This window comes from Amylibacter sp. IMCC11727, from assembly GCF_029854195.1.
Classification (GTDB): Bacteria; Pseudomonadota; Alphaproteobacteria; order Rhodobacterales; family Rhodobacteraceae; genus Amylibacter.
The window spans coordinates 1,571,561-1,584,203 of record NZ_CP122960.1 but is presented as its reverse complement, the minus strand read 5'-3'; the positions used below and the strand labels follow the sequence as shown (position 1 = coordinate 1,584,203).

Annotated in this window: 12 protein-coding genes; 9 read left to right on the top strand and 3 right to left on the bottom strand. The window is 54.8% G+C overall.

Features of this window, described 5'->3' with window-relative positions; genetic code table 11:
• Positions 1–52: 52 nt before the first annotated feature.
• From QBD29_RS08030 to QBD29_RS08000, 7 genes are all read left to right on the top strand, one after another.
• The gene (locus QBD29_RS08030) at positions 53–1,624 is read left to right on the top strand and encodes a 2-isopropylmalate synthase (RefSeq protein WP_280100780.1); all 1,572 of its coding nucleotides are present in this window, start codon (positions 53–55) and stop codon (positions 1,622–1,624) included.
• Positions 1,625–1,943: 319 nt separating this feature from the next.
• Positions 1,944–2,984, top strand: coding sequence for a rod shape-determining protein (locus QBD29_RS08025; protein WP_280100779.1), 1,041 nt, complete (start codon positions 1,944–1,946; stop codon positions 2,982–2,984).
• 39 nt (positions 2,985–3,023) lie between these two features.
• Complete coding sequence (mreC, locus tag QBD29_RS08020; RefSeq protein ID WP_280100778.1) at positions 3,024–3,911, top strand: rod shape-determining protein MreC; 888 nt, start codon at positions 3,024–3,026, stop codon at positions 3,909–3,911.
• Entirely contained in the window at positions 3,911–4,450 is a 540-nt protein-coding gene (locus QBD29_RS08015; RefSeq protein WP_280100777.1) for a hypothetical protein, read from the top strand. The genes mreC and QBD29_RS08015 overlap by 1 nt, the downstream gene beginning before the upstream one ends.
• Positions 4,447–6,345 (top strand): penicillin-binding protein 2, encoded by a 1,899-nt coding sequence (gene mrdA, locus QBD29_RS08010; protein WP_280100776.1) that lies wholly within the window; start codon positions 4,447–4,449, stop codon positions 6,343–6,345. Before QBD29_RS08015 ends, mrdA begins: the two co-directional genes overlap by 4 nt.
• Entirely contained in the window at positions 6,342–7,481 is a 1,140-nt protein-coding gene (gene rodA, locus QBD29_RS08005; protein ID WP_280100775.1) for a rod shape-determining protein RodA, read from the top strand. Before mrdA ends, rodA begins: the two co-directional genes overlap by 4 nt.
• A gap of 9 nt (positions 7,482–7,490) precedes the next feature.
• Positions 7,491–8,420, top strand: coding sequence for a glyoxylate/hydroxypyruvate reductase A (locus QBD29_RS08000; RefSeq protein ID WP_280100774.1), 930 nt, complete (start codon positions 7,491–7,493; stop codon positions 8,418–8,420).
• A 55-nt stretch (positions 8,421–8,475) separates the two neighbouring features.
• Here the strand turns inward: QBD29_RS08000 and QBD29_RS07995 are convergent, their stop codons facing one another.
• Both QBD29_RS07995 and QBD29_RS07990 read right to left on the bottom strand, forming a co-directional pair.
• Positions 8,476–9,258, bottom strand: a complete 783-nt coding sequence (locus tag QBD29_RS07995; protein WP_280100773.1) for an SseB family protein — start codon at positions 9,256–9,258, stop codon at positions 8,476–8,478.
• Complete coding sequence (locus QBD29_RS07990) at positions 9,255–9,842, bottom strand: uracil-DNA glycosylase family protein (protein WP_280100772.1); 588 nt, start codon at positions 9,840–9,842, stop codon at positions 9,255–9,257. The genes QBD29_RS07995 and QBD29_RS07990 overlap by 4 nt, the downstream gene beginning before the upstream one ends.
• 105 nt (positions 9,843–9,947) lie before the next feature.
• On the opposite strand from QBD29_RS07990, the gene QBD29_RS07985 reads away from it, so the two are divergent.
• Positions 9,948–10,286, top strand: a complete 339-nt coding sequence (locus QBD29_RS07985; protein ID WP_280100771.1) for a metalloregulator ArsR/SmtB family transcription factor — start codon at positions 9,948–9,950, stop codon at positions 10,284–10,286.
• Complete coding sequence (locus QBD29_RS07980) at positions 10,279–11,304, top strand: permease (protein WP_280100770.1); 1,026 nt, start codon at positions 10,279–10,281, stop codon at positions 11,302–11,304. The genes QBD29_RS07985 and QBD29_RS07980 overlap by 8 nt, the downstream gene beginning before the upstream one ends.
• Before the next feature lie 96 nt (positions 11,305–11,400).
• Here the strand turns inward: QBD29_RS07980 and QBD29_RS07975 are convergent, their stop codons facing one another.
• On the bottom strand, positions 11,401–12,612 hold the full coding sequence (locus tag QBD29_RS07975; RefSeq protein WP_280100769.1) for a PLP-dependent aminotransferase family protein: 1,212 nt from the start codon (positions 12,610–12,612) through the stop codon (positions 11,401–11,403).
• Positions 12,613–12,643 lie beyond the last annotated feature (31 nt).

Genomic DNA, 12,643 nt, shown 5'->3' with positions numbered 1-12,643 from the left:
TTGCCTTAATTGCAAATCGAACACAGCTAAGTCCCAAAAAGAGACCAGAACCATGACCGATACAGCCAAACAAGACCACGTCTTGATTTTTGACACCACATTGCGCGATGGCGAGCAATCGCCCGGTGCCACCATGAGCCACACCGAAAAGTTGGAAATTGCCCAAATGCTCGACGAGATGGGCGTGGACATCATCGAAGCGGGCTTTCCCATTGCATCTGAGGGGGATTTCAACGCGGTGAGTGAAATCGCGCGGCAATCCCAAAACTCTGTGATCTGTGGTCTGGCGCGGGCTGATTTTCGTGATATTGACCGCTGTTGGGAGGCTGTAAAACACGCACGCCGCCCGCGCATTCACACGTTTATTGGCACAAGCCCCTTGCACCGCGCGATTCCCAATCTGACGCAAGACGAGATGGTCGTGCGGATTCATGACACGGTGAGCCATGCGCGGAACCTGTGTGACAATGTGCAGTGGTCGCCCATGGATGCGACCCGCACCGAAGACGATTACCTGTGCCGCGTGGTGGAAACCGCGATCAAGGCCGGGGCAACGACAATCAACATTCCTGATACTGTTGGGTACACGGCGCCACGTGAAAGTGCGGAATTGATCCGTATGCTTATCGAAAATGTACCAGGTGCGGATGAGATTGTGTTCGCGACGCACTGCCACAACGATTTGGGCATGGCAACGGCAAATTCGCTGGCCGCCGTTGAAGCGGGTGCGCGGCAGGTTGAATGCACGATCAACGGTTTGGGGGAACGTGCGGGGAATACGGCGCTGGAAGAAGTGGTGATGGCGCTGAAAGTGCGCAATGACATCATGCCCTATCAAACGAAGATCGACAGCACAAAGATCATGAACATCAGCCGCCGTGTTGCGTCTGTTTCTGGATTTGCAGTGCAGTTCAATAAGGCCATTGTGGGTAAAAATGCCTTTGCGCATGAAAGCGGCATTCACCAAGATGGGATGCTGAAGAACGCCGAAACATTTGAAATTATGCGCCCCGAAGATGTGGGTTTGGCAGAAACCAATTTGGTTCTGGGCAAACATTCAGGCCGTGCAGCGTTGCGCGCTAAGTTGAAAGACCTCGGCTATGAGTTGGCTGACAATCAATTGAAAGACGTGTTTGTGCGGTTCAAGGCGCTGGCAGATCGTAAGAAGGAAGTGTTTGACGACGATCTGATCGCGTTGATGTCTGATGAAACAACGAATGCCGAGCATGATCGTATTAAGGTGCGGTCTTTGCGGGTGGTGTGTGGAACACATGGGCCACAAGAAGCGGATTTGACCCTGACCATTGATGGTGTGGATCAAAGCGTGACGGCCACAGGCGATGGCCCTGTGGATGCCACGTTTAACGCGGTAAAGGCGTTGTTCAAACATGATGCACGATTGCAGTTGTACAATGTGGCCGCCGTAACAGAAGGCACAGACGCGCAGGCAACGGTGTCCGTTCGCATGGAAGAAAATGGCAAAATCGCCGTTGGGTCTTCGGCGGATACGGATACGGTTGTGGCCAGTTGCAAAGCCTATGTGAACGCGCTGAACAAGCTGTTGGTGCGCCGTGAAAAGGCCGGTGGCGATGTGGCAGAGGTGTCTTATAAAGACGTATCCTAAGCCACAATCAACGGACAGAAATATTAAAACGGGCGGCGTTTGCGGCCCGTTTTTTTAGTGGGATTTTCTGTTGAAAAATCACAGCAATTCTACCAGAGATGATTCTGCGTTTGACCGTTGAAAAATTTTCGGTGGTTTTTGCATATGTTCGATATGTATAATTTTGTCCAGCATAACCACACATATACAACGTATGAATAGCGGGAAAATGCCTATTTTGTGTATGCAGTATCTTTACCAGAACGCGGTGGAGCCGCTATAAGCGAGCCTCTAACCGCAGATGGGTGCGGTCATTTCGTGCAAGCAAAGGCGGCCGCACATGTTTGGAAGTTTATCTGGTATTTTTTCGGCTGACATGGCCATTGATTTGGGAACGGCGAACACGCTTGTTTACGTCAAAGGCAAGGGCATCGTTTTGAACGAGCCGTCTGTTGTGGCCTATACCATCAAGGACGGCGTGAAAAAGGCGCTGGCGTTTGGTGAAGATGCGAAATTGATGCTGGGGCGAACACCTGGATCAATCGAGGCGATCCGCCCAATGCGCGATGGGGTTATCGCGGATTTTGATGTTGCCGAAGAGATGATCAAACATTTCATCCGCAAAGTTCACAAACGTTCCACGCTGACAAAACCCCGTGTGATTGTCTGTGTTCCACACGGGGCGACCCCTGTTGAAAAGCGCGCCATTCGCCAATCTGTTTTGTCTGCGGGTGCGCGCAAGGCTGGCCTGATTGCAGAACCGATTGCAGCGGCTATTGGGGCGGGTATGCCGATTACCGATCCAACGGGCAGCATGGTTGTGGATATTGGCGGCGGAACCACCGAGGTGGCTGTGATGTCGCTGGGTGATATTGTGTATGCGCGGTCCGTGCGTGTGGGCGGCGACCGTATGGACGAAGCGATTATTTCTTATTTACGTCGTCAGCAGAACCTTTTGGTGGGGGAAAGCACGGCGGAGCGGATCAAGACATCTATCGGCACAGCGCGTATGCCAGAAGATGGACGTGGGACAGCATTGGAAATTCGGGGGCGCGACCTGTTGAATGGTGTGCCCAAAGAAACAGAGATTACACAGGCGCAAGTGGCCGATGCGTTGGCCGAGCCTGTACAACAGATTTGCGAAGCGGTGATGACCGCGCTTGAATCCACACCGCCCGATTTGGCCGCGGATATTGTGGATCGCGGTGTGATGCTAACGGGTGGCGGTGCGTTGTTGGGCGAATTGGATTTGGCGCTGCGCGAGCAGACGGGTCTGGCCATTTCGGTGGCGGATGAGAGCCTGAATTGTGTGGCGCTCGGCACGGGTAAGTCGCTGGAGTATGAAAAACAGCTGCTTCATGTTATTGATTTCGATAGCTAACGCCTTTCGCGCCAAGCTGTGAACCGATGAAAGCATTCAATGGCCGTACAGAACGACAGTGAGGTCCATTTCCGCCGCGTTGTGCGGCGTGTTTTGGTGTCTGTGCTGTTGGTGTTTCTGTTCGCGATGTTCCTGATCTGGCGCATTGATAACCCCCGAGCAGAGCGGTTTCGTATGGCCGTTATTGACAAGGTTGTGCCCAATTTGGAATGGGTGCTGGCCCCTGTTGCGCATGTATCCAATATGATTGCCGATGCACAAAGCTATTCGCGGATTTATCAGCAAAACCAAGAGCTTCGCCGTGAATTGCAGCGAATGAAACAGTTTCAAGAAGCAGCGCGGCAATTGGAACAGAAAAACGCAAAGTTGTTGGATTTGAACAATGTGCAGCTGAACCCCAAGCTGACCTATACCACGGGTGTGGTGATGACAGACAGCGGCAGCCCGTTTCGGCAATCGGCCCTGATCAACATTGGTCGCCATGATGGCGTGGTTGATGGATGGGCGGCCATGGATGGGCTGGGTCTTGTGGGGCGCATTTCGGGTGTGGGCAAAGACAGTTCGCGGGTTTTATTTGTTACAGATAGTTCGAGCCGCATTCCCGTAGAGGTGACGCCATCGGGGCGCAAAGCCATTTTGGCAGGGGACAATACGGCGTTTCCACCGTTGGAGTTTTTGGACGGTGTGGATCAGGTTCGTGCAGGGGATCGTGTGTTTACCACGGGGGATGGCGGCGTGTTTCCAACCGATTTGTTGGTGGGTGCGGTTGTTATCACCAATGATGGGCGGTTGCGGGTGAAATTGGCGGCAGATTATCGCCGATTGGAATTCCTGCGCATCATTCGCCATTTGCCCGCTGCACCGATTTCCGAACCAGGGAGATTGGTGGGGCCGACCTTGCCTGGACAAGTGCAAGTGAGTGAGTGATGGAAGACACATCGCCCCTGCGTTTGTGGATGTATCGGCTAAGCTTTGTGCTGGTTGGGATGGTGTTCATTTTATGGGCGATCATCCCTTTCGATCTGAGCGCGGGCTCCCTGCCCGTCCCTGATATTTTCTATTGTATTACAATGGCTTTGATCGTTCGTCGGCCCGAATATGTGCCGATCTGGTCCATATTTGCGGTGTTTTTCATGCGCGATATTCTGACCCAAGCGCCCCTTGGTTTGGCCACTCTTTTGATTGTGATGGGGTCCGAGGTTGTGCGCGGCAATATCCAAGCCTTTCGCGAGTATATTTTCGGATTGGAATGGTTGTGGATGGCCACAATTTTCGTTGCGGTGACGTTGGTTCAACACGTGTTGTTGCTGCTGACATTATCCAGTGCGCCCCGATTGGTGGAACAGGTGCTGCTTATCCTTTTCACAGTGATCGCCTACCCTGTTACAGTGGGCGTGATGAAATACGCGATGGGAATCACAAAGCCCAGACCGGGTGTAACGGATGCTTGGGGTAAACGGTTATGAGACGCCCACAAAAACCAGGACGCTTGCGCCAAATGCTGACGCGCCGTGCCATTGTGTTGGCAGGGATGCAGGCGGGCGTGATCGGCACGCTTGGCTGGCAGATGCGGCGTATTTCGGTGGAGCAGAACCAATCGTTTCGCCTGCTTGCCGAAGAAAACCGTGTGAACATTCGCCTGATCCCACCTGTGCGCGGATTGGTGTTTGATCGATTGGGCAAGCCGCTGGCGTATAACGAACCGAACTATAAGATCGAAATGGTACGCGAACAGGCCGATGACCCCGAAGCCGTATTGCGCCGTTTGGCCACGATTGTCCCAATCACGGACGAAGATATCGCGCTGGCGTTAGAAGAAATGCGCAAGCGGCGCGGATTTGTTCCTGTAACTGTGGCGCAGGATTTGGATTGGGAACACATCGCCGCCGTGAGTGCCAATGCACCCGCGCTGCCAGGAATTTCGCCCGAGTTAGGGCACTATAGGATCTATCCGCAAGCTGATGATTTTGCGCACATAATGGGGTTTGTTGGCCCCGTTTCCGACTATGATCTGAGCCGAACAGATGATGATGATCCGTTGCTGCTGATCCCGCGGTTTCAGATCGGTAAGAACGGTATTGAAAAGCAGATTGAGAAACCCCTGCGCGGCAAGGCAGGTGTGAAACGGATTGAAGTCAATTCAATCGGTCGTGTGATGCGCGTTTTGGGCCGTGAAGAAAGCAAAGCTGGCGTCAATGTTCAGCTGACCATTGATCACCGATTGCAGAAATATGCGTTGGAACGGTTGGGAGATGACAGCGCGTCTGCTGTGGTTATGGATGTGCGCAACGGGGATTTGTTGACCATTGCCTCTGCGCCCAGTTTCGACCCCAACAAATTCGTGCGCGGGATTTCTGTAGCCGACTTTAAAGAGCTGAATGAAAACAAATACAAACCCATGCTGAACAAGGCGATCACGGGGACGTATCCCCCCGGATCGACGTTCAAGATGGTAACGGCGCTGGCCGCGTTGAAGGGGGGCTTTATGACCCCCAACGAAAAAGTACGCTGTAATGGATATATTGAGCTTTATAATCGGCGGTTCCATTGCTGGCGGCGCGGTGGTCACGGGCGTATGGGGCTGCATGACAGCCTGAAGCAATCCTGTGATGTGTATTATTACGAAGTGGCGCAGAAGGTGGGGATTGAAAACATCTCGGCCATGGCAAAGCAGCTGGGTCTGGGTGTGAAGCACGATCTGGAGCTGCCCGCGGTGCGCGAGGGATCGGCCCCCACAAAGGCATGGAAAAAAGCCCGCAAAGATGCGGAGTGGGTGATCGGGGATACGTTGAATGCGTCGATTGGACAGGGATTTGTGCTGTCTTCGCCCATGCAACTGGCGGTGATGGCCGCGCGGTTGGGGACAGGGACACAAATTTCGCCCCGATTGGTGAATGCCATTGATAACCGCCCACAGCCCGTAAAGGGGCGTGAGCCATTGGATATTGATCCCGACCACATTGAAGCCGTGCAAAAGGCCATGTTTGCCGTGGTGAATGAGCGTGGCGGCACAGCGGCGGGATCTGCGATCAAACGAAAAGATTGGAAGATGGCGGGGAAAACCGGCACGTCACAGGTGCGGTTTATCACCAAAGAAGAGCGCGCACGCGGCGTGATCCGCAATGAGGATTTGCCGTGGGAACGGCGCGATCATGCGTTGTTTGTGGCCTATGCCCCTGCGGACAATCCACGGTTTGCCATTTCAGTGGTTGTAGAACACGGCGGTGGCGGGTCCAAGGCAGCCGCGCCGATTGCGCGTGATATCATGCAAAAGGCGCTGGAGCTGGGGGAAGACAACGGCTATCGCGCGTTGCCCACGGATGTTCGCGCGGGGCGTCCGATCAAGGATGACAAAGCATGAGCTATATGAACGTGTCATCCCATTCTGTGCCAACAGGGTTGTCCAAAGTGCTGTATTTCAACTGGCCTTTGGCGTTGTTGCTGACGGCGGTGGCCAGCACCGGTTTCTTGATGCTGTATTCCGTATCTGGCGGGGATATCGAACGCTGGGCCGAGCCACAGATCATTCGGTTCTGTCTGGGGGCGGGTGTCATGGTGTTCATGGCTTTTGTGCCCATCAGTTTTTGGCGCGAAATCAGTATTGTCGCCTATATCGTTGGGATCGCGCTGTTGTTGGCGGTGCCCTATATCGGGGAAACGCGCGGGGGGGCGCAGCGGTGGATTGATCTGGGTTTTATGACCCTGCAACCGTCAGAATTGATGAAAATCGGCGTCGTGATGGCGTTGGCGTTTTATTATGATTGGCTGGAAGAACGGCGCATTTCCCATCCGCTTTGGGTGCTTATTCCCATTGCCGTGATCCTATTGCCTGCATTTTTAGTGTTGGGACAGCCTGATTTGGGGACCGCGTTGCTAATCATTATGGGCGGCGCGATCATGATGTTTATCGCGGGGGTCCATTGGGGGTATTTTCTGGCTGCTATTCTGTCGGTGACGCTGTTGGTGACGGGGGTGTTTACGTCCAAAGGGACGGAATATCAGCTGCTCAAAGACTATCAATATAAGCGGATTGAAACCTTTATTGATCCGTCAAGCGATCCGCTGGGATCAGGCTATCACATCACGCAGTCAAAAATTGCGCTGGGGTCTGGCGGGATGACGGGGCGTGGGTTTATGCAAGGCACGCAGCAGCGGTTGAACTTTTTGCCTGAAAAACACACGGATTTCATTTTTACCACATTGGGTGAGGAGTTTGGGTTTGTCGGCGGGATTGTTCTGCTGGGGCTTTATGGACTGATCCTGTTGTTCTGTTACGTGTCCGCACTGGCCAATCGAGATAGGTATGGATCGTTGGTGACCATTGGGGTTGGAACCACGTTCTTTTTCTATTTTGCGGTCAATATGTCAATGGTTATGGGGTTGGCCCCTGTTGTCGGGGTTCCCTTACCGCTGGTGAGTTATGGGGGATCGGCGATGATGGTGTTGCTGATCGCGTTTGGGCTGGTACAAAGTGCCCATGTTCACCGCCCACGATAGGATTCCCAGATGATTAACGTTTTGTTTTCGGCCCGCGATGCGCTGTGGCCGCAATATCAACCTGTGCTGGAGGCGGAGTTCGCAAAGTTGGGGATTGAGGTTAATTTGGTGCAGGAAACAGATGCACCAGAAACCGTGGATTATCTGATCTATGCGCCCTTGCGCGATGATGATGATCTGAGCGTTTATTCCAATTTGAAACTGATCCAGAGCCTTTGGGCGGGGCCCGATAAACTGTTGCGCAACAAGACGTTGACCCAGCCGCTAGCACGGATGGTGGACCCTGGCATGACGCAAGGGATGATTGATTATGTAATGGGGCATATCCTGCGCCATCACTTGCACACGGATGCGTTTGTTCAGGCAGAAGAATGGTTAACGGATGTGGCCCCGCCCCTGCCATCGCAGCGCACGGTTGCGTTTCTGGGCATTGGAGAATTGGGCATGACCTGTGCCGTTGCGGCGCGGGATTACGGGTTTAACGTGCTGGGGTGGAGCCGCACGTTGAAAACAGACGCCCCAATAGACTGTTTTGCGGGAGATGATGGGTTGCACCACGTATTGGGGCAAGCGGACATTGTGGTGACCTTGATGCCCGCGACACCCGCGACGGATGGGATCATTGGTGCAGATGCAGTGGCGGCCATGAAAGACGGTGCGGCGATCATCAATCCCGGCCGTGGAGAGTTGATCGACGATGACGCCCTGTTGGCTGGATTGCGGTCTGGGAAGCTGTCAGGGGCGACTCTGGACGTGTTTCGCGAGGAGCCCTTGCCCCGTGGCCATCCCTATTGGGCAGAACCGAGTGTTTTGGTGACGCCGCATATCGCGTCTGAAACCCGTGTTCCCACATCAAGCGCGGTGGCGGCGGCGAATATTGCGCGAGTTGTGCGCGGCGAGCCGGTTTTGTATCTGGTGGATCCTGCACTAAAATATTGAGCGCGGGACTTGGATATTTAGGCCAAGAAAAAGGCTCTGAGTGGGTCATCGATTTTTAGCGTAGGATGGGTGGTTTGTCGGGGTTTGATCCTGGAGCCGTTATCGTTTGCGTGGTGGGTTCCGCTGGTTGTGGCAGATCAAAGCGCAGGCCATTTTTGGCGAGTGCGGCGCTGAGTTGATGGGTGGCAGAGAGGAAAATCACATCGAGGCTGCCTGCTTCAATCCCTGAGAATGTGAGGGCTTCGGACATGGCGGCGGCGATGGCAGGTTCGGCATCTGGGATGGCATCAATGAAGGCCATCACATGCGTGCGTGGGCGGTTTTCGTATTCGATTTCAGCGAGATAGGCGAATTTGGCAAGACCCGTCATGGTGGCGAGTTTAGTATCTAGCGCGGTGATAAGCGTTTCTGGAAGCTGGCCTGGGGGGTAAATCGCGCTGGGGGTTGCCTCGGCTGCTTCGGGAGCGGTGCCGAGGGTTTCGTGGAGCCACGTCACTGCGCTGGCGGGGAGCAGCATGGAGGATGGGGCGACGGCAAGATTGAGGCCAAGGCCGATATTTTGACCCGCAAGCATGGCAGTGATTTGGCGGCCTGCCATAGACAGAAACGGCGTGGGGTTCTGGGTGAATTCGGTCATGCGGCTTTCGCTGTCAAAGACCAGGGCGTAGTGTTCATCTTCGACGGGGAACAATGCGGGTTGGATTTTGTCGTCAGTGGGTTCCGTTTCAAGCACGAGAAACAACTCGCTGTCAGCCACACGTTCGTAAAACGCCATGCGTTTTGTGGTGTCTTCGGGCGCGGCGTCCATGGCGGCTTGGGCAGTGTCGAGAGGGGTCATATCAGGGCTTCTATTCTGGATTTAAGGTGGGGCAGAAGATCGGTTTCAAACCATGGGTTTTTCTTGATCCAACCCGTGTTGCGCCAGCTGGGATGTGGCAGTGGAATGACATTTGGGCCGTAGTCGCGCCAGTTCTGCACGGTCTGGGTGACGTTTTTGGTTTTAAGGTGCCATGTTTGGGCATAACCGCCGATCAGTAGCGTGAGTTCAACCTGCGGCATCATTTGCAGTGTGGTCTCACGCCATGTTTGGGCGCAGATTTTTGGTGGTGGTAGATCGGAACCTTTGGCGTTGTATCCCGGAAAACAAAAGGCCATGGGAAAAATGGCAAGTTTGGATTGGTCGTAGAATGTGTGTTCATCCACCCCCAACCAATCGCGCAAGCGGTCCCCTGACGGATCAGTGAAGGGGCGACCAGAGTCGTGGACGCGCGCGCCGGGGGCTTGGCCGATGATCATGAGTTTGGCAGTTTGAGAGAGCCATGCAACGGGGCGCGGTTCATGCGCGGTGTGGGTTTGCGCAAAGCGATCTGCGCACAGCCGACAAGCCCGAATATTGGCGATATGATCTGCAAAACGAGACATGAGACGCCGTTTATCAGGGAATGGAATTTGGGGAAAGGTGAGGTTATTTCCATATTTCTGGAAATATAGATTGACTCATTTCGATAATTCTAGAAATATTGAAGCATGAAACAGGATTCGAACATGGACATTAGTCTGGAAGACGCCGCGCAAGCCTTTGCTGCGCTTGGATCAGAGCAACGCTTGAGCGTGCTGCAAACGCTGGTGCGGGCGGGCACGAAGGGGCTGTCGATGGGGGAGTTGGGCAAACGCACAGGTGTGCCTGGCTCCACGTTGAACCATCACCTGCGGTTTTTGGTCCATGCGGGGCTGGTGGAACAGAAAAAGGAAGGGCGCAGCATTATTTGTTCGTCCGTTGCTTATGACATGACCACGGCCCTGTCGAATTTTATCTTGAAAAACTGTTGCGCTGACGCGCCTGATACGGAGCATTCTCATGGTTGATCATACGGTAGATGTTGAAGGGCGCGGTTGGAAGATCGACCGTGTTTGGTTGATGATTGGCGCGATGCTGTTGGGCGTGGCGGCGCTGGTGCCTGCGGAGCTAGTGGGTGTGGTAACGGCCACAGGTAAGGCGCTGGGGTCCACAGGGATATTTATTGGCTTTGCGGTGTTTATGGTCGCTTATCTTAAGGCGACAGGGGCCGAAGGGATTGTGGCAGAGGCGTTTAAAGGCTCGCCTGTGCGCATGGTGATTTTGGCGTCGATGGTTGGGGGGCTCGCACCGTTTTGCAGTTGTGAAGTGATCCCCTTTGTGGCCGCATTGTTGGCGATGGGGGTTCCATTGGCCGCCGTAATGGCGTTTTGGCTGGCGTCCCCCATTATGGACCCGCCGATGTTTATCATTACGTCAAGCGCTCTCGGTGTGGATTTCGCGGTGGCAAAAACCATTGCAACGGTGGGGTTTGGATTGCTTGGCGGGTTTAGCGTTATGGCGCTGGGGCGGACCGCGTTGTTTGCGAACCCGCTGCGCGAGGATGCCAATGCGGGGGGCTGTGGGTGTGGCACGAACCCGTTCACGGGCAAACCTGTTTGGGCATTCTGGAGCGAGAGTGAACGGGTGCAGACATTTCTGAGCACCGCGTGGCAAAATGCGTTTTTCTTGTTTAAATGGCTTACCTTAGCCTATGTTGTTGAATCGCTGATGGTTCGATTTGCCCCTGCGGAATGGATCGCAAGTGTGCTGGGGGGAGAAGGGCTCGGCCCGATTGTTCTGGGGGCGTTGGTCGGTGGACCTGCGTATCTGAACGGCTATGCTGCGGCGCCGCTGGTGGCTGGTCTGGTTGAGCAAGGGATGAGCCAAGGAGCGGCGATGTCGTTTATGCTGGCGGGCTCTGTGAGCTGTATCCCTGCGGCAATTGCGGTCTGGGCGCTGGTGAAACCGAGGGTGTTTCTGGCCTATCTAAGCCTTGGGTTTATCGGGGCGTTGGTGGCTGGGCTAAGCTGGGCGGCTTGGGCGTAAGCGCCCTGCTCTTTTTCTCGGAGAGAATGAACAAAGGGTAAACCCTGGCGCGTCGTATAAGACGCGTCAGGGTTAGAGTTTTGTTAACGATTGAGCTTAGACGACAGACTGCAACAACTGGCCAAGGCGGTTGATGCCTGTGTTAATTGTGTCTTCATCCGCGCAAGAAAAGCTGAGGCGCAGGGTGTTGCCGCTCGAGCCGTCTGCGAAGAAGGCGCGGCCGGGGACGAAGGCGACTTTTTGGGTTTTAAGAGATTGTGCGAGCAGCTTTGCGCCATCGAGGTGCGGCGGCAGTGTCACCCAGATGAACATGCCACCTTCGGGTTTGGTCCATGTAACGCCTTTGGGCATGTGGGTTGTTAACGCGTTAAGCATGTGGTCGCGGCGTTGGCTGTAGGTGGCGCGGATTTTTTCGATTTGGGCGTCGAATCCTGTACTCGCCACCTTATGGATTGCGATTTGGTTGATGGTGGAGGAATGCAGATCGGCGGCCTGTTTCATCAGGACAAGCGGTTGGATCACAGATTTCGCGGCGCAGACCCAGCCGACGCGCAAGCCTGGGGCGAGGGTTTTGGAGAAGCTGCCGCAATAGATGGTGCGGCAGTCTTCAATGCTGCCTGTGCGTTCGATTTCGAGGGCGAGGATTGGGGGGATTGCCTCACCATCATAGCGCAGGGATTGGTAGGCGGCGTCCTCGACGATGGCGATGTCCAACTCATTGGCAAGGTCGAGCATGGAGAGGCGCGCGCGGCGGTCCATGGTTTCACCCGTGGGGTTGGCGAAATCGACGGACATATAGGCAAACTTGGCTTGGCCGCCGTGAGAGGCGGCGGTTTGGACGTAGTCGGTGGCGGAGCGGTTGGAGTTGGCGCTGATCTGGTCAAACTGCGGCTCGTAGGCGTTGAATGCGCCAAGTGCGCCGAGGTAAGTGGGCCAGTTTACGAGGGCGGTGTCGTTTTTGGAGAGCATGAGTTTGCCCAAGTAATCGAGCGCCTGTTGAGAGCCTGAGGTGATGAGGATGTTGTCCGCGCCGCACGGGATACCAAGGGCGGCCATTTGGGTGGCGATCCAGTCGCGCAAGGGTTTGTAGCCCTCAGACACGGAGTATTGCAGGGCGTCGGTGCCCTGCCCGCTTGCGAATATGTCGTTGAGCGCGGCTTTGAATTCGGCCTGTGGGAAAAGCGCGGGATCGGGGATGCCGCCTGCGAAGGAGATGATGTCTGGTTGGTCGAGGAGCTTGAGAAGCTCGCGGATTTCGGAGGCCTTCATGCGGCCCATGCGGGTTGCGAAGATGTCTTGCCAGTTCATTGTGTGTCCTCCCAGACGCGTGGTGGTGTGC